14 protein-coding genes and 1 pseudogene are annotated in these 19357 nt (G+C 66.8%); 9 read left to right on the top strand and 6 right to left on the bottom strand.

All coding sequences use genetic code 11. The features are described from left to right. Window positions 1–3 precede the first annotated feature (3 nt). From CVUC_RS03715 to CVUC_RS03725, 3 genes are all read left to right on the top strand, one after another. Window positions 4–402: a hypothetical protein gene (locus CVUC_RS03715; RefSeq protein ID WP_010919342.1), complete on the top strand. Its 399-nt coding sequence runs from the start codon at window positions 4–6 to the stop codon at window positions 400–402. Window positions 403–658: 256 nt separating this feature from the next. Continuing rightward, window positions 659–1162 (top strand): single-stranded DNA-binding protein, encoded by a 504-nt coding sequence (locus CVUC_RS03720; RefSeq protein ID WP_096033104.1) that lies wholly within the window; start codon window positions 659–661, stop codon window positions 1160–1162. A 152-nt stretch (window positions 1163–1314) separates the two neighbouring features. Continuing rightward, window positions 1315–1995 carry a hypothetical protein gene (locus CVUC_RS03725; RefSeq protein ID WP_164468113.1) on the top strand — a complete coding sequence of 227 codons (681 nt, stop codon included), beginning with the start codon at window positions 1315–1317 and terminating at the stop codon, window positions 1993–1995. A gap of 353 nt (window positions 1996–2348) precedes the next feature. On the opposite strand, the gene CVUC_RS03730 is transcribed toward CVUC_RS03725, so the two are convergent. Next, window positions 2349–2885 (bottom strand): GNAT family N-acetyltransferase, encoded by a 537-nt coding sequence (locus CVUC_RS03730; RefSeq protein ID WP_096034762.1) that lies wholly within the window; start codon window positions 2883–2885, stop codon window positions 2349–2351. Between the two features lie 321 nt (window positions 2886–3206). Between CVUC_RS03730 and ppdK the strand changes: the two genes are divergently transcribed. Continuing rightward, window positions 3207–5897 carry a pyruvate, phosphate dikinase gene (gene ppdK, locus CVUC_RS03735; protein WP_096033106.1) on the top strand — a complete coding sequence of 897 codons (2691 nt, stop codon included), beginning with the start codon at window positions 3207–3209 and terminating at the stop codon, window positions 5895–5897. Window positions 5898–6013: 116 nt separating this feature from the next. Then, a pseudogene (locus CVUC_RS03740) lies at window positions 6014–6500 on the top strand (hypothetical protein). On the opposite strand, the gene CVUC_RS03745 reads toward CVUC_RS03740, so the two are convergent. Continuing rightward, on the bottom strand, window positions 6454–7152 hold the full coding sequence (locus CVUC_RS03745) for a pirin family protein (RefSeq protein WP_096033107.1): 699 nt from the start codon (window positions 7150–7152) through the stop codon (window positions 6454–6456). The pseudogene CVUC_RS03740 and the gene CVUC_RS03745 overlap by 47 nt on opposite strands. Before the next feature lie 125 nt (window positions 7153–7277). Here CVUC_RS03745 and CVUC_RS03750 point away from each other — a divergent pair, with 125 nt between their 5' ends. Then, window positions 7278–8174 (top strand): LysR family transcriptional regulator, encoded by an 897-nt coding sequence (locus CVUC_RS03750; protein ID WP_096033108.1) that lies wholly within the window; start codon window positions 7278–7280, stop codon window positions 8172–8174. A gap of 6 nt (window positions 8175–8180) precedes the next feature. Here the strand turns inward: CVUC_RS03750 and CVUC_RS03755 are convergent, their stop codons facing one another. Continuing rightward, window positions 8181–10451, bottom strand: coding sequence for a hypothetical protein (locus tag CVUC_RS03755; RefSeq protein WP_096033109.1), 2271 nt, complete (start codon window positions 10449–10451; stop codon window positions 8181–8183). An 89-nt stretch (window positions 10452–10540) separates the two neighbouring features. Next, window positions 10541–11881: an Hsp70 family protein gene (locus CVUC_RS03760; protein ID WP_096033110.1), complete on the bottom strand. Its 1341-nt coding sequence runs from the start codon at window positions 11879–11881 to the stop codon at window positions 10541–10543. A gap of 153 nt (window positions 11882–12034) precedes the next feature. Here CVUC_RS03760 and CVUC_RS03765 point away from each other — a divergent pair, with 153 nt between their 5' ends. Continuing rightward, the gene (locus CVUC_RS03765; RefSeq protein ID WP_096033111.1) at window positions 12035–13216 is read left to right on the top strand and encodes an NAD(P)/FAD-dependent oxidoreductase; all 1182 of its coding nucleotides are present in this window, start codon (window positions 12035–12037) and stop codon (window positions 13214–13216) included. A 131-nt stretch (window positions 13217–13347) separates the two neighbouring features. Here the strand turns inward: CVUC_RS03765 and CVUC_RS03770 are convergent, their stop codons facing one another. Both CVUC_RS03770 and CVUC_RS03775 read right to left on the bottom strand, forming a co-directional pair. Then, window positions 13348–15573: a DEAD/DEAH box helicase gene (locus CVUC_RS03770; protein WP_096034763.1), complete on the bottom strand. Its 2226-nt coding sequence runs from the start codon at window positions 15571–15573 to the stop codon at window positions 13348–13350. 272 nt (window positions 15574–15845) lie between these two features. Beyond that, window positions 15846–16259 carry a DUF1761 domain-containing protein gene (locus tag CVUC_RS03775; protein WP_096033112.1) on the bottom strand — a complete coding sequence of 138 codons (414 nt, stop codon included), beginning with the start codon at window positions 16257–16259 and terminating at the stop codon, window positions 15846–15848. Between the two features lie 171 nt (window positions 16260–16430). Between CVUC_RS03775 and metG the strand changes: the two genes are divergently transcribed. Continuing rightward, window positions 16431–18140 (top strand): methionine--tRNA ligase, encoded by a 1710-nt coding sequence (gene metG, locus CVUC_RS03780; RefSeq protein ID WP_096033113.1) that lies wholly within the window; start codon window positions 16431–16433, stop codon window positions 18138–18140. Window position 18141: 1 nt separating this feature from the next. Further along, entirely contained in the window at window positions 18142–19356 is a 1215-nt protein-coding gene (locus CVUC_RS03785; RefSeq protein ID WP_096033114.1) for an MFS transporter, read from the top strand. The last annotated feature ends 1 nt before the right edge of the window (window position 19357 follow it).

Consider the following 19357-nt stretch of genomic DNA (forward strand, 5'->3'; position numbering starts at 1 on the left):
TCCATGAAGAAGATCGTCCTCGCCGCCGCTGTCCTCGCCGCTTCGGGCCTCGTGCTCGCCGGCTGTCAAAAGCAGACCAAGGCGCCGTTCGAGTCGGGCGTCTGCTTCCACGTGGCGACCAACAAGGACAAGACGCTGCGCTTCAATCCGGTCAGTCGGAACGTGACCCAGTTGGAGGAATGCGCAGCGACGCTTGAGGGTATGCGCATCCGGTTCGTGCGCCTGGGTCAGTCCAACAACCGCGGCATGGTTGGCGCCTACCAGGGATCCTTCATCTTCCTCGAGAAGGAAGGGATCTATGTGGGTCAGACCTACGAAGGACCGCGCTTCATGTCGCTCGTGCGCACGGGCGATGGCCGTCTGGCGGTCCCGGGCGCTGTTCGGCGCGTTCCAGCCGAGTAGGGCGGCTCCGGAGCGTTCTTCGATCAGCGTGAAATGGTGATCGGGCTTAAGATCGCTCTAAACTTTTGAAATTGCGCTCTTTTCATCCGATCTGATCGACCCGATCAGATCGGGCGCGGTGATCGTCCGTCCACAAGGCTCTTTCTTGCCCACAAGAACGTTATGGGAACAAAACTTGCTTCCGGGTTAGCGGGTCGTTAACGTCTCGCTCCAGATTCCGGCGCATGGGTCGCCGGGCGAGAGCAAGGTCCAAGCGATGGCTGGCAGCGTCAACAAGGTCATTCTGGTGGGCAACCTCGGGGCCGATCCCGAGATCCGCAGTCTCGGTTCAGGCGACCGCGTCGCCAATTTGCGTATCGCGACGTCGGAGACTTGGCGCGACCGCAACAGCGGCGAGCGCAAGGAAAAGACCGAGTGGCACCGCGTGGTCATCTTCAACGACAATCTCGTCAAGGTCGCCGAGCAGTATCTGCGCAAGGGCTCGACGGTCTACATCGAGGGCGCGCTGCAGACCCGCAAGTGGACCGACAACACCGGTCAGGAGAAGTACTCCACCGAGATCGTGCTGCAGAAGTTCCGCGGCGAGCTGACCATGTTGGGCGGCCGTGGCGGCGACGCGGGCATGTCGTCGGGCGGCGGCGATGAGTACGGCGGCGGCTATTCGGGTGGCGGCTCCAGCTTCGGCGGCGGCCAGCGCAGCCAGCCCAGTGGTCCGCGCGAGAGCTTCTCGGCGGATCTGGACGACGAGATCCCGTTCTAGGTCGAGGCGCCAAGGGGAGCGATCATGCTCTCTCGGGAACATATCGGCGGGTGCTTCGAACGGAGCACCCGCCGTTCTCGTATCTGCGGGAATATTCCCTAGACATCATTCTAGGGTTGTGTTTCGCTTCCGTTCTGAAGCGGAGCACGGTCATGAAGAACGTGATTTTCGGTCTCGCCATCACCGCCGCCTTAGCGGTGGCGCCCGCGGCCATGGCGCGACAGGCTGATACGCTCATAGGCGACGCTCGACGTCAGAGTGGTCTTGAGGCGGAGATGGCCCGCCTGCGGCAGACCTCGCCCGGCAGCGCTCGAGACGGGGTGTGTCCGCTGGTTCGCGGCGCCTCCGCCGAGGTCAACGCCTATGTGGCCGCGCGCCTGCATCAGGTCGCCCGGCAAGCGGGCGCGACCTATGCCAAGCGCGCTTGCGAGCCAAACGTCGTGGTCCTGTTCTCAGCCGAGCCCGATCAGTTGATCCGCGAGGCGGCGCAATCGAAGCGCTTTAACTATCGCGGCGCGCCCGCTGACGCCGTCCAGGCGTTCAAGGCCGGCGGCCAACCGGTGCGCTGGGTCCACGGCGGTGATGTGCGCGGCTCGGCGGCGGGCGATGCGCGGCCTCATAACGCTCTGGTCGTCGTGGACGCTGCAATGGCTCAGAACGTGAAGGTTTCGGCGTTGGCGGACTACCTGGCGATGGTGTCCCTGGCGGATGTTCGCGTTCGCCCCGCGCCCGCAAACTCGATCATGAGTCTGTTCGACACCAGCGGGGCGTCGCCGGCGGCCTTGACCCCGGCTGACCAAGCCTATCTCCGGAGCGTCTACCGCGCGCGATAGGACTTGGTCGCGCCGTTAGAGCCTGTCTGGTTTAGATGGAACCATCTAAACCAGATCAACAGGGCCTAAAATCAAACACTTAGAGTCCTTTCAAACGCTTTAGATGATTCCATCTAAAGCTAAAGGGCTCTAGGCAGCCGATATTCGGCGGTGTGCGAAACGTCACATCGCCAGGGGGGCGCGGGCGTCTACCAACGACTTGTCTGCTCTTGTGGGAGTCGGACCGGTGGGGCGATGGGCTCCGCGTGCAACGGCCGTCAGAGCTGAAGACGCGAACCGATCGGGGGCGGGCGGTGGAGACCTGAAGGGGTTCCGCCGTCCTCTTCGCGCTCTTCGCGTCTTGCGCCCGGGGGTTAAGGCAGCAGCTCCTTAGGCTTTGACCACATGAAGCGCACGACCTCGACGTCGTGACCGCCCGGCGGGGTCTCGCGATAGCGGGCCACTTCGATACCGCCCTTGCGCGCGTAGAAGCCCAGGGCGTCCTGGTTCGGCACGTAGACCTCCAGGTGCAGAGGCGCACCGGCGTGCTCATCAACCAGCCACCGGGCGACCGTCGCCAGAAGGCGCGAGCCCAGGCCCTGACCCTTTCGCTCGGGCGCGACGTGCAGATTGTCGACCAGCAGGCCGACGTCCGGATTGACGCGGAACGAGGCGTAGGCCAGGCCGACGGGCTCACCGCTCTCCATGCTGGCCAGGATCAAGTCTTGAGCGGGCGCATAGGTTTCGAAGCGCCGGCGCCAGACCGCCCGGGAAACAGCCGCGAGTTCATGGTCCAGGTAGTGATCGCCATAGAGGCCGCGATAGGCCACCTGGCGACTGCGCGTGTGCAGGTCGGCGATGGCGTCAGCATCGCCGAGCGAGGTTCCGAGTCGGATGATCCGTGCCGCCATGGAGCGATCGAAAGCGTTTCGCAGCGCGAAGACAAGGCGCAACAATCGTCCGTCTCCGGTCCAAGTCGAGCGATTGAGCCGGAATTGCCGAGAACATGGCCTTTTGCGTCAGTCGGACAACGTTGTCATTGGAATTATTTGCCGAATTCTCCTGTTATCGCCCGGAACGCTAACCGCCAGTGGACGCGTTCTTGACCGAAGTGCTACTGAGACGCCCGGATATTGCACTGCGGGATCGCAACAAAGCAGCGCTGTTCCAAGGCGAGACGACCCCCAAAAGAGGGGCGCGGCCTTTTCACTTATCGCAGGGTGAATTCAAAGATGCCGGTTGAGACGCTGACCAAGGCCCAGTGGGTTTATGCATTCGGCGGAGGCGGCGCGGATGGCGACGCCTCGATGAAGAACCTCCTTGGCGGCAAGGGGGCCAATCTCGCGGAGATGTCGTCCCTGGGCCTGCCCGTGCCGCCCGGCTTCACGATTACGACCGAGGCCTGCGTCCACTACTACGCCAACGGCAAGCAGTATCCGGCCGAACTGGCCGAACAGGTGCAGGCTGGCCTCGCCAAGATCGAAGAGATCACCGGCAAGCAGTTCGGCGATGTGACCAACCCGCTGCTGGTTTCGGTGCGCTCGGGCGCCCGGGCCTCGATGCCGGGCATGATGGACACGGTTCTGAACCTGGGCCTCAACGACGAGACCGTCGAAGGGCTGGCCAAGCTGTCGGGCGACCGGCGCTTCGCCTATGACAGCTATCGCCGCTTCATCCAGATGTACTCGAACGTCGTGCTCAACCTCGAGCACCACATGTTCGAGGAGATCCTCGACGATCACAAGGATCGCCTGGACGTCCATGTCGACACCGGTCTGACGGCCGACGACTGGGCCGCAGTGATCAAGGACTACAAGGCCGCCGTCCGCGAGCAGCTGGGCAAGCCGTTCCCGCAGGACGCCCAGGAGCAACTGTGGGGCGCGGTGGGCGCCGTGTTCGCCAGCTGGATGAACGACCGCGCCAAGTTCTATCGCCGCATGCACGACATCCCCGAAAGCTGGGGCACGGCCGTGAACATCCAGTCGATGGTGTTCGGCAATATGGGCGAGACCTCGGCGACGGGCGTCGCGTTCACCCGCAACCCGTCGAACGGCGACAACCGCCTGTACGGCGAGTTCCTGATCAACGCCCAGGGCGAGGACGTGGTGGCGGGCATCCGCACCCCGCAGTCCCTGACCAAGGCCGCCCGCGAGGAGATGGGTGACACCGCCCCCTCGATGGAAGAGGCGATGCCCGAGGTGTTCGGCCAGTTCAAGACGGTCGTGGAGACGCTGGAGCGTCACTACCGCGACATGCAGGACATCGAGTTCACGGTAGAGCAGGGCAAGCTCTACATGCTGCAGACCCGCAACGGCAAGCGCACCGCCAAGGCTGCGCTCAAAATCGCGGTCGACATGGCGGCCGAGGGCGTGATCTCGACGTCGGAGGCCGTCGGCCGCGTCGAGCCGGCCTCGCTGGACCAGCTGCTGCACCCGACCATTGATCCGTCGGCCCATCGCGATGTGATCGCCAAGGGCCTGCCGGCCTCGCCCGGCGCAGCGACCGGCAAGATCGTCTTCAACAGCGACGCCGCCGAAAAGGCCGCCGCCAATGGCGAGTCGGTGATCCTGGTGCGTGAGGAAACCAGCCCCGAAGACATCCACGGCATGCACGCCGCGCGCGGCATCATCACGGCGCGGGGCGGCATGACCAGCCACGCCGCCGTCGTGGCGCGCGGCATGGGGCGTCCTTGCGTCTCGGGCGCCGGCGATGTGGCCATCTTCGAGAAGGAAGGCCTGTTCCGCGTTCGTGGCCGCGATTTCAGGGCCGGCGAGATCATCACCATCGACGGCTCCACCGGCGACATCCTGGCCGGCGCGCCGAAGATGATCGAGCCCGAGCTGACCGGCGATTTCGCCACCCTGATGGGCTGGGCCGACCAGGTCCGTCGCCTGAAGGTGCGCGCCAACGCCGAGACCCCGCTGGACGCCAAGACCGCCCGCCAGTTCGGCGCCGAGGGCATCGGTCTGTGCCGCACCGAGCACATGTTCTTTGACGACACCCGGATCGCCGCCGTGCGCGAGATGATCCTGGCCGATGACGAGAAGGGCCGCCGCGCCGCGCTGGCCAAGATCGCGCCGTTCCAGAAGGCCGACTTCGTCGAGCTCTTCACGATCATGGAAGGCCTGCCGGTCACGATCCGCCTCCTGGATCCGCCGCTGCACGAGTTCCTGCCGCACACCGAGGAAGACGTTCAGGCTGTGGCCGTGGCCACGGGTCTGGACGCCGCCAAGCTGATGCGCCGCGCCAAGGAACTGCATGAGACCAACCCCATGCTGGGCCACCGCGGCTGCCGCCTGGGCGTCTCGTACCCTGAGATCTACGAGATGCAGGTCCGCGCCATTCTCGAGGCGGCCTGCGAGATCGCCAAGTCGGGCAAGGCTGCTCCTGTTCCCGAGATCATGCACCCGCTGGTCGCCAAGGGTGAGGAGATGAAGTACCTGCGCGACCTGACCGACCGCGTCGCCAAGGCGGTGCTGGAAGAGCAGGGCGTGGCGCTGGAGTACACCGTCGGCACCATGATCGAGCTGCCCCGCGCGGCTTTGCGCGCCGGTGATCTGGCTGAGAACGCCGAGTTCTTCAGCTTCGGCACCAATGACCTGACCCAAACGACGTTCGGCATCAGCCGCGACGACGCCGGCAAGTTCCTGAACGCCTATATCGAGAAGGGCATCTTCGAGAAGGACCCCTTCGTCAGCCTCGACCAGGACGGCGTGGGCGACCTGATCCGTATCGCCGCTGAGCGTGGCCGCGCTGTGCGTCCGAACGTCAAGCTCGGCATCTGCGGCGAGCATGGCGGCGATCCGGCCTCGATCGGCTTCTGCGAAAAGGTCGGCCTCGACTATGTGTCGTGCTCGCCCTACCGCGTGCCGATCGCACGTCTGGCCGCCGCTCAGGCGGCTATGGCCAACAAGGTCGAGTAGAAAACGGCGTTATCTAAGCGTCGTGCTCAAGGTCTAAGCTCCCTTCGTACCCGCGTGAGACGGGACGAAGGGAGAAACGACCAATGCGTATTGCAATGCTCGCCGCTGTGGCGGCGATGACGGTGGCGAGTGCGGCCGCCGCCGATCCGATGGCCAGCGCCTACAACAACACCGTGACGATCACCTATCCGAACGGCGCGATGACCAAGATGCACATCGACGCCGATGGTTCCTACGTCGCCAAGGCGCCCGATGGATCGACCGCCAAGGGCGCCTGGAAGATCGAGAACGGAACGACCTGCTTCACCCAGACCGAGCCTGCGCCCCCGGCCGGGACGCCCGCCAACTGTAGCCCCACGGTTGAGCACAAGGTGGGTGAGACCTGGACGGCGCCGGGACCCAACGGGTCGACGCTCAACGTGAGCATCGTCGCGGGCCGCTAGGGTCAGGCGACGCGTTTGGAGGTCCAACGCCGATGGCGTCGGACCTCCTGGCCCGTGCAACTTGGGCCGCCGTGTTCCGCGACGGTTTCAGCCCCTTTTTGGGCCAAAGGGGGCTAGGCTGCGTCGACCAGCACCAGCTCGGCGTCCTCCAGGGCGGTGATGGTGATCACGGCCTCGTCCTTGATCCCGGCGCCGTCACGGGCGTTCAGCCGCACGCCGTTGACCTCGACCACGCCGGCGGCGGGCACCAGATAACCGCTACGATCCTTGCCCAGGGCGTAGGTCGTCGTCTCGCCGGCCTTCAGCGTCGCGCCCAGCACGCGGGCGTCGGTGCGGATCGGCAGGGCGTCGGCGTCGTCGGAAAAGCCGCTGGCCAGGGTCACGAACTTGCCCGAGCGGTCACCTTTCGGGAACGGCTTGGAGCCCCAGGAGGGCGCGCCGCCGAACGACTTCGGCTCGATCCAGATCTGGAAGATCCGGGTGGTTTCCGGCTCAAGATTGTACTCGGCGTGACGGATGCCAGAGCCTGCGCTCATCACCTGGACGTCGCCGGCGACCGTGCGACCCTTGTTGCCCAGGTTGTCCTGGTGGGTGATCGCGCCGTCGCGGACATAGGTGATGATCTCCATGTCGCTGTGCGGGTGCGGCGGAAAGCCCGTGTTCGGGGCGATCTCGTCGTCGTTCCAGACCCGCAGGGCGCCCCAGTTCATGTTGCTGGGGTCGTAGTAGCTGGCGAACGAGAAGTGGTGCTTGGCCTTCAGCCAACCGTGGTCGGCGCCGCCAAGCTTGTCGAACGGTTTGCGGTCGATCATGGCTCTACCTTTCTAGGGTCTGGCGCGCCGCGTCGGCGCGTCCTGTTGAGAAGAAGATAGGCGCGGCGGCGCGATTATAAATCGAAACTATTGAAATCCATCGTTTCGAAAAATAGCATCCAGTGATGTCCAAGCTCCCCGATCTGGAAGGCCTCGCCGTGTTCGCCAAGGTGGCCGAGCTGCGCTCGTTTGCGGCCGCCTCCGAAGCCTTGGCCCTCTCGAAGGCCACCGTGTCGAAGGCGGTGACGCGGCTTGAGCTGCGCCTTGGGGCTAGGCTCCTCAATCGCACCTCGCGACGCCTGGCCCTGACCGACGCCGGCCAGGCGCTCGTCGAGCGTGCCAGCCGGGTGCTGGCCGAGGCCGAGGCCGCCGAGGAGGAGGCCTCCAGCCAGTCTGCAGCGCCACGCGGGCTTGTTCGCATGGCTGCGCCGATGTCGCTGGGCGTCGCCAGTTTGGCTCCGGTGTTGCCGGCCTTTCTGGAAGCCTATCCGGACGTCTCCATCGACCTGCACCTGTCGGACGCCACCGTCGACCTTATCGGTATGGGGTTCGACATCGCCCTGCGCGTCGCGGACTTGCCCGACAGTTCGCTGGTGGCGCGGCGGCTGCGGGCGGTGCAGCGCCACGTCGTGGCCGCACCGGCCTATTGGACGGCGCACGGGCGTCCGACGCACCCGGCGGACCTCGCCGAGCATCGCGGATTGACCTATGGCCACCAGGCCTCGCCGGAAACCTGGCGCTTTCAGCGGGCGGGGGGCGAGGAGGCGGCGGTGCGGCCGCGCTCGGTGCTGCGGGCCAACAATGGTGATGCGCTGTTGCCGCCGCTGCTGGCGGGCACCGGCGTGGCCATGTTGCCCGACTTCATCGTGGGCCCGGCCCTGGCCGACGGGCGTCTTGAGGCGGTGCTGACCGAATGGAGCGCCGCGCCGATCGCGTTACACCTTGTCATGCCACCCGGTGGCCCGCGCCCGGCGCGCGTTACGGTGCTGGCGGACTACCTGGCCAAGACGCTCGGGCGCTGACGTTCGTCAGCCCAGGCTCTCGACTTGAGCCGGCGTGAAGGCCCCGACCTGAAGCGGCGTCATGGCCGCGATGTTGGTGGTCGACAGCCAGTCCAGTTGGTTGATCGTCAGGCCGGGGATCTGGGTCGGGGTCAGATAGCCCACCTGGGTCGTGGTCAGGCTGGCGATCACCGCCGTGGACAGCGAGCCCAGCTGGCTGGCGTTCAACGCCTGGACCTGGGTCTGGCTGAGCTGGCTGAAGGCGCCGGGCGAAATGTTGCGCAGCTGGAAGGACGACAGGCCCCTCAGCGCGCTGGGCGTCAAGGCGCCGTACTGATCGGCCGACAGGGCCGCCAGATTGGTGACGGAAATCGCCATCATCTGGCTTGGCGTCAGAGCGGCCATCTGGGTCGTGGTGAACTCGCCCATATCAGTCGTGGACAAGGTGCTGAGCTGGCTCGCGCTCAGGCCCGAAACTTGCCCGGCCGTCAGGGCTTGGAAGGCTGTTTGGTCCAGGCTGGTCAGGTGTCGCGTCGAAAGACCGCCGATCTGTGTTCCAGTCAGGGCGGCGAACTGGGTCGTCGACAGTTCGGCCAGATCGGTGTCGGTCAGGCCCGCCATCTGGGTCGCGCTGACGCCGGCCAGCTGAGTTGAAGACAAGGCCGCGATCTGGCTTGGGCTGAGGCCGTTGAAGCTGGTCGTCGACAGCGCGCCGATCTGTTCGCCGCTGAAGCTGGCCACCTGGGTCGTCGTGAAGCGCGCGAAGTCCGTCTCGCTCAAGGCGTTGAGCTGGGTGGTGCTGATCGCTGAGAGCTGGGAGGCCGATAGAGCGTGGATCGTGCTGGCGCCCAAGCGATTGAAGTTGGTGGCCTCCAGGGCCGCCAACTGCGAGGGCGCGAAGGCCTTGAGCTGAGTGCTTGAGAACTTGTCGAAGCCAGTTGTCGACAGTCCCGCGATCTGCGTCGTGGTCAGTCCCGCCAATTGGGTGGCGGTCAGCGCCTGGACTTGGCTGGCGCTCAGGCTGTTGATGGCGCGCGGCGACAGGGCGTTCAACTGCGTCGTGCTGAAAACCTGTACCTGGTCAGGCGTGAACGCGGCCATGCTGGTTTCGGACAGGCCGCCGATCTGGGTTCTGCTCAGGCTTTTCAACTGTGTCGCGGTCAGCGCATGGACTTGGTCGCGGCCGAGGCCGTTGAGGACGGTCGGCGACAGCGCGGCCAGTTGCGTCGTGGCCAGCACCTCGACCTGGGTCGGGGTGAACTCGGCCAGATCATCGCCGGTCAGGCCCGCGATCTGCGTGGTCGTCAACGCCGTCAACTGCGTCGCATCGAAGACTTGGACCCGGTCGGCGGCCAGGCTGTTCAACCCCGTCGTGCTCAAGGCCGAGAGCTGAGCGGTGCTGAATTGGCGCATCTGAGCCGCCGTGAACTCGGCGAGATTATTCTCGCTCAACGCGCGCAGCTGGGTCGGCTTCAACCCCGCCAGCTGAGTGCCGGTTAAGCCCGCGACCTGGGTCGCGGACAGGCCGGACAGCCCTTGGGTGCTGAGCGCGCCAAGCTGCGCTCCCGTCAGGCCGGCGACCACGGCGTCCGAAAGCACGCCGGTCTGGGCTGAGGACAGGGCGCCGATCTGGGTGTCGCCGAGCGCGGTCAGGGTGTCGCCCAGACTCTTGATCTGGGTCGTCGACAAGGCGGCGACCTGGGTTGCGGTCATGCGCTGGAGCTGTGTCGTGCTCAGCGCCGACAGGCGGGCGCCCTGCAGGGACGGAACGAGATCAGCGGGCAGGGCGGAGATCTGGGTTCCGGTCAGAGACGCGATCTTTTCGGCCGACAGCTCCTCCAGATCGGTGGCGCTGAAGGCGGCGATCTGCGTGGTGGTCAGCTGCGCCAGCTGCGTCGTGCTGAGCGCGGCGATCTGGGTGGCGTCCAGGGCGGTGAAACGGGTGGCGTCCATCGCGCCGATCTGGATGGCGCTGAGCGCCTGCAGGCGATCCGCGTCCAGCTTGGCCAGTTGGGTCGAGGTCAGGGCGTTGAGCTGCGCGCCGCTGAACGCCTGAAGTTGATCGACATCGAACAAGAGGTTCTGGGCGAAGGCCGGAATCTGCGTCGCCGTCAGGCCCTTGACCTGGGTCGATGTCAGGGCCGAGACCTGCGTGGCGTTCAGCACGCCGATCGCCGAGTCCGACAGCGCGCCGACCTGCGTTCTGGTCAGCCCCTCCATCTTGGTGGTCGACAGGGTCTGTACCGTCGTCGTCGCCAGGGCGGCGATCTGGGCGGCGGACAGATACGAAATCGGCACTGGACTCGTTGCCTCACAAGGTCGCGACGCGAATCGTTCGCGTTAACCCTAAGCCAAAGCGTCGGGCGCCACCATGCGGCGAAGAGGGCCTAGCCTGCGCGCATCGTCCAGAGATCAAGATCCGCCTCGCGGCCGATCAGGGCCAGGCCCGAGGCGATCGACTCGAACTCGCCGCCGGTCTCGATCTTGTCCGCCCCGAAGCGGCGCAGGAAGATCTCGCGCACCGCCGGCACGAACGAGCTGCCGCCCGTGAGGAACACGCGATCGACGCCCGCCTCGGTGAGGTCGGCCTGGTCCAGGGCCTGGCCGACCGCCGTCTCGATCGCGGCCAGCTCGGGCGCGATCCAGGCCTCGAACTCCACGCGCGCCACGGGCTTTTCGATCCGCACTGAGCCCGCCTCGAACCGGAACGTCGCCTGGTCCTGGCTCGACAGCGCCTCCTTCAGCGCCGAGACCGAGCGATACAGCGCATAGCCGTGATTGCCGTCCAGCACCTCGATCAGCGCGGCGATCTTGTCAGGCTCGACAGCCGTACGCTCCAGGGCGCGGATGTCGCGCATGTCCTTGGAGGCGCGCAGCAGGGCCAGCTGGTCCCAGCGCGCGAAGGCGGCGTAGTAGCGCTGCGGGATCGGCAGGCTGTTGGAGAACGACCGGTAGTCCGAACCCTTGCCCAGCTCCGGCGAGACCAGCTGGTCGATGATCCGGTAGTCGAAGGCGTCGCCCGCCACGCCGACGCCCGAGCGCGACAGCGGCGTGGAACGCAGTGTCCCGTCCGCGGCGCGCTCGAACCGCACGAGCGAGAAGTCGCTGGTGCCGCCGCCGAAGTCGGCCACCAGCACCGTGGCGTCCTGCTTCAGTTGGCGGGCGAAGAAGAAGGCCGCGCCGACCGGCTCATAGGCGTAGCGGATATCGGTGAAGCCCAGGCGCTCGAACGCGGCTTCGTAGCGGGTCAGGGCCAGCGCCTCGTCCGGCGAGGAGCCGGCGAAGGTCACGGGGCGGCCAACGATGATCCGTGGCGGCAGGTCCGACAGCTGCGCGCCCGCATGGTCGCGCAGGCGCAGCAGGAACGCGGCCAGCAGGTCCTCGAACTGGTAGCGCTTGTTGAGAATGCGCGTCTCGGTGAAGGCGGCCGAGGCGGCGAAGGTCTTGAACGACTGGATGAACCGCGTCTCCAGCGGATCCTCCAGATAGGCCTCGATCGCCCAGGGGCCGGCCTCGACCACACGCTCGTTCGCCGCCTCGCCCACGCCCTGGACGCTGTGGAAGCTGAGCGCCGAGCGGAAGGCGAAGAGGTCGCGGTTGTTGATCGAATAGCGGACCAGCCGCGCCTGATCATCGCCCAGGGTCAGCGAGACCACGGTGTTGGTGGTGCCGAAGTCGACGCCGATGGTCGGCGCGCCAGGGGCCGAAACGGAAGAAGCGGCCGTCATGGAGGGGCTCGATCAATTCTGGGCGGGAGGGGGCGAGCGTCGTAACGCCTTCCGGCGGAAGGTCAAGCCGATGTGGCGGTTCGCCGCCCTTGGATCAGTTGACTTGCGTGGCCGCCTCCGCTCGAAGGAGGGCCAGCAGAGAACGGAAAAGCCTTGGAAACCTTCGACGTTGTGGTGATCGGCGCGGGCGCGGCCGGCATGATGTGCGCCATCGAGGCGGGCAAGCGCGGGCGCTCGGTCCTGGTGATCGACCACGCCAAGGCCCCCGGCGAGAAGATCCGCATCAGCGGCGGCGGGCGGTGCAACTTCACCAACACCGGCGCGTCGATCCATAACTTCCTGTCGGCCAATCCGAAGTTCGCGCTGTCGGCCCTGCGTCGCTACCGCCCGCGCGACTTCATCGCCCTCGTGGAGCGCTACGGCATCGCCTATCACGAGAAGACCCTGGGACAGCTGTTCTGCGACGGCTCGGCCAAGCAGATCATCACCATGCTGCTGACCGAGATGAAGGCCGCCGGCGTGACGCTGCGGCTGGAGACCAGCGTGGAGAGCGTGGCCAAGGCGGTGTCTGGATTTGAGGTCTCCCTCTCTTCAGGCAAGGTCGCCTGCGCCTCGCTGGTGGTGGCCAGCGGCGGCAGGTCGATCCCGAAGATGGGCGCGACGGGGCTGGGCTATGACATCGCCAAGCAGTTTGGCCTCAATATCATCGAGACCCGCCCGGCGCTTGTGCCCCTGACCTTCGAGGCCGGCATGCTGGCGCGCCTGACGCCGCTGTCGGGTGTGGCGCTGGACGCCGTGGTCGGCCACGGCAAGACGAAGTTCCAGGAGGGCATGCTGTTCACCCACCGGGGGCTGTCAGGCCCCTCGATCCTGCAGATCTCGTCCTATTGGCGTGAAGGCGACGAGATCCGGGTCGACATGGCGCCGGGCGTCGACGCCCTGGCGGCGCTGAAGACCGCGCGCACGGCCACGCCGCGTCAGGCGGTGGCGACGGTGCTGGCGACCCTGCTGCCCAAGCGCGTTGCGCAGGTGATCGCCGAGGAAGAGGCGTCCGATAAGGGCAATATCGCCGACTGCTCGGACAAGGTGCTGGGGCGGTTGGCCTCTGCGGTCAACGCCTGGACGTTCAAGCCTGTCGGATCGGAAGGCTATCGCACCGCTGAAGTGACGCTGGGCGGGGTCGACACCGAAGCGCTGGACTCCCGCACCCTGGAGGCCAAGGCCGTGCCCGGGCTGTTCTTCATCGGCGAGGTCGTGGACGTCACCGGCTGGCTGGGCGGCTACAACTTCCAGTGGGCCTGGGCGTCGGGCTGGAGCGCGGGGCAGAGCGTCTAGTAAAAATCCTCCCCCACTGGGGGAGGTGGCCGAAGGCCGGAGGGGGAAGTGCTGGAGAGCCTGCCGCTTCCCTCTCCGTCGTCTCTTCGAGCCGACACCTCCCCCTAGAGGGGGAGGATTTAGATCGCTAACTACTTCTTCTTGAACGGCTTACCGGCCGGCTTGCCGCCGGGCTTGGCGTCGAAGCTCTTGGCCTTGAAGGGCTTGGGGCCCTTGAACGGCTTGGCGGGGCCATCACCGTCGCGCTTGCCGGCATAGGGCTTGGCATACGGCTTGGGACCGGCGGCGTTGTCGCTGAAAGCCTTCTTGAACGGCTTCTTGGGCGCGTCACCGTCAGCGCGCGGAGCGCGGGGCTTGTACTCGCGCGGCGCGTCGCCGGTGGCCTCGTGACGCGGCTTGAAGGCGCGCTTGGGAGCGCCTTCGGAGTCCTGCGGCGAGTACGGACGCGGCGCGTCGTTGTCGCGCGGCGCCCGGCGCGGCTTGTAGTCGCCCTTGGGCTCTTCGCCACGGCCATAGGGTTTGGCGTTGCTGAAGCCGTCGTCGCCGAAGCTGGACGGGCGCGGGGTATGGTCGCGCGAGCCGGGGGCGTTGGCGCGCGGCGAGCGCGGGGCGTCGTCACGGTCACGCGGCGGGCGCGGCTTGTACTCGCGCGGGCCGTCGTTGTCGCCCCTCGGCGGACGCGGGGTGAACTCCCGGCGCGGGCCGGCTTCGCGCGCCGCCGGCGCCGTGGTCGGGGTGATCGAGACGTCTTCGCGGACGGTGGTCTGGACCGCCGCACCGAACTTCACCGCCGCCTCGTTCGAGATCTCGAACTTGGTGTCGTAGTCGAAGATCCGGATCGCGCCGATGTCCTTCTTGGTGATGTGGCCTAGGCGGCAGATCATCGGGATCAGCCACTTGGGATCGGCGTTGCCGCGACGGCCGACGCTGATGCGGAACCACTCCGAGCCTTCCATGCTGACGCGCGGTTCGCGCTCGGGGCGCTCCCCAAACTCGCGCGGCTCACGCGGCTCACGCGAACGCGGGCCCGGATCAGCGCCGTGGCGCGGATCGTCATAGATGTCTTCCGGCGAAGGCAGCTTGGCGCGGCGGGTGCGGATCAGCGCGGCGGCGATCTCGACCGGCGTGCGCTTGGCCAGCATGGCCTCGGCCAGGGCGACATCCTCTTCGGTCGAGGCTTCGCTGAAGATCGGATCCTCGAGCAGACGCTCCTGGTCCTTTTCGCGGATCGAGTCGGCGCTGGGCGCGCCGCCCCAGTCGGCTTCGACGCCGGCGGCGTAGAGCAACTGCTCGGCCTTGCGGCGACGGGTGTAGGGGACGACCAGGGCGCTGACGCCCTTCTTGCCCGCACGGCCGGTACGGCCCGAACGGTGCAGCAGGGTGGCCTTGTTGATCGGCAGCTCAGCGTGGATCACCAGGCCGAGGTCGGGCAGGTCGAGACCGCGCGCGGCGACGTCGGTGGCGACGCAGACGCGGGCGTGGCCGTCGCGCAGAGCCTGCAGGGCGTCGGCGCGTTCACGCTGCGACAGCTCGCCCGACAGGCCCACTACCGCGAAGCCGCGCTCGCGCAGCTTGGCGTGCATCGAGCGGACGCTCTCACGGGTGTTGGCGAACACCAGGGCGCCGGGGGCTTCGAAGAAGCGCAGCAGGTTGACGACGGCGTGCTCGACCTCGTTGGGGGCCACGCGCACGGCGCGGTACTCGATGTCGCGGTGCGGCTCGTTGCGGCCGATGGTGTCGATGCGCACGGCGTCGTTCTGATAGCGCTTGGCCAGCTCGACGATGTCGCGGGCCAGGGTGGCCGAGAACAGCAGGGTGCGACGCTCGGCCGGCGCGGCGTCGAGGATGAACTCAAGGTCCTCGCGGAAGCCCATGTCCAGCATCTCGTCAGCCTCGTCGAGGACGGCGACCTTCAGCTTGGAGAGATCAAGGTGACCGCGCTCGATGTGGTCGCGCAGACGGCCGGGCGTGCCGACGACGATGTGGGCGCCATAGTTCAGCGCGCGCTGCTCGCGGCGCGCGTCCATGCCGCCGACGCAGTTGATGACGGCGGCCTTGGCCTCGGCGTAGAGCCAGCCCAGCTCGCGATTGACCTGCATGGCCAGTTCGCGGGTCGGGGCGATGACCAGGGCCAGCGGCTCAGCGGCCTGGCCGAACGTCTCGGCGTCGCCCAGCAGGGTCGGGGCGGCCGCGAGACCGAAGGCGACGGTCTTGCCAGAGCCCGTCTGAGCGCTGACCAGCAGGTCGCGGTCGGCGGCGTCGGCGGCCAGCACGGCGGCCTGAACGGGGGTGGGCTCGGCGTAACCCTGAGCGGCGAGAGCCCGCTCAAGAGCGGGGTGGGAGGCGGGGAAGGGCATATGGGTCCAGTTCACGTCTGCGACCGCGCACACAAAACGCGCGGCTCGCGCCATGACCAAATCGGGCCCCTTTGAAGCCTTGAACGCTTCCCTCGGACCGCTTCTTGGTCGAATTCCAACAAAAATAGCCCCCTTCCGCCGCCGAAGCGACACGAAGGGGGCTCGATGAGCGACCTTATGCGCTTGTTGCGGTGCAAAAAGCAAGCGCGGTCGTGTGAGGGGCGGATTTGTCGCGGGTTGGGCTGGGCCGGTCTCGCTCCTGCGGCGCGAACTCAAGCCGCCTTCGGCTTGCGCTTCAGACCACCCAGCAAGGCGCCGGCGACCGTGTAAGTCACGACCTGATAGCCGCCGTCGATCAGCAGCAATGAGAGCGTACCGGCTGCATAGATGTAGTTCAAAGCCGCCACTGTGAGCGCGAAGCAGACGCAAGCCGCCAGAGCGACCTTGGCCCCGGCCATGTAGCCGCTGGCCCCTAAACGGCGGATCAGCCAGTCCAGACCCAGCAGGATGACGATCATGTTCAAGACGCCCAGACCCATCTTCCAGTCCTGGCCCACGAAATCGGCCTCGGTCAGGCGCTGGGCCTCCATCCAGGCGGCGCTGAACAGGTTTCCGTACCAAATGACGCCGATCACCTGACCAGCGATAAGGGCGACGACAAGGCCCAGCCAGTTTACCTGTTTCATCGATGTTTCCCCCCGGAACGACTGGATCACGCATCATGGTCCCAGCTTTCGTCAGGCTGATCCCAAGAACGCTGTTCGGTCAATCGGCTTGCGCTTTCGTTTCGGGCGCGAGCCTTCTATATGCGGACCCTTCCAAGCGTTCCGTAGACTCCCCCGAAAGGCCGCGCCCGCATGGCTCGCATCCTGATTACCTCCGCCCTGCCGTACATCAACGGCATCAAGCACCTGGGGAACCTCGCGGGCTCCATGCTGCCGGCGGACGTCTATGCGCGCTTCAAGCGGGCCCAGGGCCACGAGACACTCTACATCTGCGCCACCGACGAGCACGGCACGCCCGCTGAACTGGCCGCCGCCGCCGCCGGCCAGGACGTGGCCGCCTATTGCGCCGAGCAGCATGTGCTGCAGCACGCGGTAGGCCGCGCCTTTGGCCTGTCCTGGGACCATTTCGGCCGCTCGTCCTCGCCGCAGAACCATCGCCTGACCCAGCACTTCTGCCAGGCGCTGGAAGACCATGGCCTGATCGAGGAGCGGGTCGACCAGATGGTCTATTCGGTCGACGACAAGCGCTTCCTGCCCGACCGCTATGTCGAGGGGACCTGCCCGCACTGCAAGTTCGAGAAGGCGCGCGGCGACCAGTGCGACAACTGCGGCAACCTGCTGGACCCGACCGACCTGATCGATCCCTACTCGGTGATCTCGGGCTCGCGGAACATCGAGGTGCGCGACACCAAGCACCTCTACCTGCTGCAGACCAAGATGCAGGACAAGATCCGCGCCTGGGTCGACGCCCACGCCGACTGGCCGCCGCTGGCCCGCTCGATCGCCTACAAGCACCTGGACGAGGGTCTGATCGACCGCGGCATCACCCGTGACCTGGCCTGGGGCATCCCGGTCGCCCAGGACGGTGTGCCGCGTCCGGGCTTCGAGGAGAAGGTTTTCTACGTCTGGTTCGACGCGCCGATCGAATACATCGCCGCCACCCAGGAGTGGGCCGAAGGCTCGCCTGATCGCGACTGGAAGCGCTGGTGGCGCACCGACGCCGGCGCCGACGACGTCCGCTACGTCCAGTTCATGGGCAAGGACAATGTGGCGTTCCACACCGTCAGCTTCCCGGCCACGATCCTCGGCTCGGAAGAGCCGTGGAAGAGCGTCGACATGCTGAAAGCCTTCAACTGGCTGAACTGGTACGGCGGCAAGTTCTCGACCAGCAACAAGCGCGGCGTCTTCATGGACGCGGCTCTGGAGATCCTGCCGCCCGACCTGTGGCGCTGGTACCTGACGGCCAATTCGCCGGAAGGCAGCGACACCGCCTTCACCTGGGAGCAGTTCGCCAGCGCCGTGAACCGCGACCTGGCCGATGTGCTGGGCAATTTCGTCAACCGCATCCTGAAGTTCAACGAGAGCAAGTTCGAGGGCGTGGTCCCGGCGGGCGGCGAGCCTGGTCCGCTGGAGGAAAAGCTGTTCGCTGATGTCTCGGCGCGTCTGGCGGATCTGACCGAACAGATGGACGCCATCGAGATCCGCAAGAGCGCCCAGGCGCTGCGGGCCCTCTGGGTGGTCGGCAACGAGTATCTGCAGGAGGCCGCACCCTGGACCGCGATCAAGACCGATCGCGACCGCGCCGCCGTCATCGTGCGCACCGCCCTGAACCTGGCGGCCCTCTACGCCAAGATCTCGGCCCCGTTCATTCCGTTCGCCGCCGAGAAGATCGGCGATGCGTTCGGTCTCGACTTCCCGGCCACCTGGCCGTCGAACGACGCCAAGGCCGAGCTCGACACCCTGAGCGTCGGCCGGCCGATCACCGTGCCGGAGGTCCTGTTCAAGAAGATCGAGGACGAGCAGATCGCCGAATGGACAGCCCGCTTCGGCGGCGCGGAGTAAGGTGACGGGCGGCGCGGACAGGACGGAGGGGCAGGGGCTTTCGACCCTGGTTCGCCTGTGCCTGTTCTACGCCGCCATCTTTCTGAGCTCGGGCGTCAGCCTGCCGTATATCGGCACCTATCTGCGCGATCGCGGGATGACCGGCGGCGAGATTGGCCTCATCCTGGCCATCCCCCTGCTGGTCAAGCCCTTCACGGGACCGGTGCTGGCGGTCTGGGCGGACGGCTTCACCCTGCGCCGCACGCCCATGGTGCTGCTGCTGCTGGGCGCGGCGATCGGTTATGGCGCTCTGCTGGGTCCGGCGAACCTCTGGTGGTTCATTCTGGCGTGGTTTGTCGGCCAGACCTTGCTGTCGACCGTTTCACCGTTGATCGACGTCATCACCCTGCGCCGGGCGCGGGTCGAGCGCTTCAACTACGGCATTCCGCGCGGCACGGGTTCCAGCGCCTTCATCGCGGCCAATCTCGCCATGGGGGCGATCCTCACCGTCGCGGCGCCGACCATCATCGCCGTCTGGATCGCGGCGGCCTGCCTGTTCGGAGCGGTGGCGGCTGCGACCCTGGTGCCGCCCGAACGTGTCCACGCCGAGGGAGCCAAGCCGCTGAAGTCCGAGCGCTGGAACGGCCTGTCGGAGCTGCTGCGTAACCGCACCTTCGTGCTGGCGGTGGTGACCGCCGGCCTGATCCAGGGTGCGCACGCCTTCTACTACAGCTTCTCGGCTATCCTCTGGCGCAAGCAGGGGATCAGCGAGCCGATGATCGGCGTGCTGTGGGGCGTAGGCGTCGCAGCCGAGGTGGCCTTCATGTGGTTCCTGGAGCCTCTACGCCGACGCTGGGGACCGGAGTTGTTCCTGGTGCTGGGCGCGGGCGCCGCTGTGCTGCGGTGGACGATCTACGCCTTCGAGCCGCCGCTTTGGGCGCTGTTTCCGCTCCAGATGCTGCATGCCCTGACCTTCGCCGCCTCGTTCCTGGCGTCGTTGCGGCTGATCGAAAAGCTGGCCCCGCCGTCCGCCGCCTCGCCGGCCCAGGCGATCAACTCGGCGCTGTCGTCGGGGTTCACCTTGGGCATCGCCACCCTGGCGTCGGGCCCGCTGTTCGACGCCTTCGGGGCGTTTGGCTATCTGGCCACCGCCGGCATGGCGCTGCTGGGCCTGGCCGGCGCGATCCTGCTGACGCGCAGGGCGCGGAGCCTGTCGTCCGACAGGCTCCGGTACTGAC

This window comes from Caulobacter vibrioides, assembly GCF_002858865.1.
In the GTDB taxonomy this organism is placed as follows: Bacteria; Pseudomonadota; Alphaproteobacteria; order Caulobacterales; family Caulobacteraceae; genus Caulobacter; species Caulobacter vibrioides.

What these genes read in the sequence shown, in the direction of transcription:
- metG (WP_096033113.1), top strand. Translation starts at nt 16,431, where the DNA reads ATGGCTCGCATCCTGATTACCTCCGCCCTGCCGTACATCAACGGCATC.
- CVUC_RS03770 (WP_096034763.1), bottom strand. Translation starts at nt 15,573, where the DNA reads ATGCCCTTCCCCGCCTCCCACCCCGCTCTTGAGCGGGCTCTCGCCGCT.
- CVUC_RS03715 (WP_010919342.1), top strand. Translation starts at nt 4, where the DNA reads ATGAAGAAGATCGTCCTCGCCGCCGCTGTCCTCGCCGCTTCGGGCCTC.
- CVUC_RS03730 (WP_096034762.1), bottom strand. Translation starts at nt 2,885, where the DNA reads ATGGCGGCACGGATCATCCGACTCGGAACCTCGCTCGGCGATGCTGAC.
- CVUC_RS03775 (WP_096033112.1), bottom strand. Translation starts at nt 16,259, where the DNA reads ATGAAACAGGTAAACTGGCTGGGCCTTGTCGTCGCCCTTATCGCTGGT.
- CVUC_RS03725 (WP_164468113.1), top strand. Translation starts at nt 1,315, where the DNA reads ATGAAGAACGTGATTTTCGGTCTCGCCATCACCGCCGCCTTAGCGGTG.
- CVUC_RS03750 (WP_096033108.1), top strand. Translation starts at nt 7,278, where the DNA reads ATGTCCAAGCTCCCCGATCTGGAAGGCCTCGCCGTGTTCGCCAAGGTG.
- CVUC_RS03760 (WP_096033110.1), bottom strand. Translation starts at nt 11,881, where the DNA reads ATGACGGCCGCTTCTTCCGTTTCGGCCCCTGGCGCGCCGACCATCGGC.
- ppdK (WP_096033106.1), top strand. Translation starts at nt 3,207, where the DNA reads ATGCCGGTTGAGACGCTGACCAAGGCCCAGTGGGTTTATGCATTCGGC.
- CVUC_RS03720 (WP_096033104.1), top strand. Translation starts at nt 659, where the DNA reads ATGGCTGGCAGCGTCAACAAGGTCATTCTGGTGGGCAACCTCGGGGCC.
- CVUC_RS03745 (WP_096033107.1), bottom strand. Translation starts at nt 7,152, where the DNA reads ATGATCGACCGCAAACCGTTCGACAAGCTTGGCGGCGCCGACCACGGT.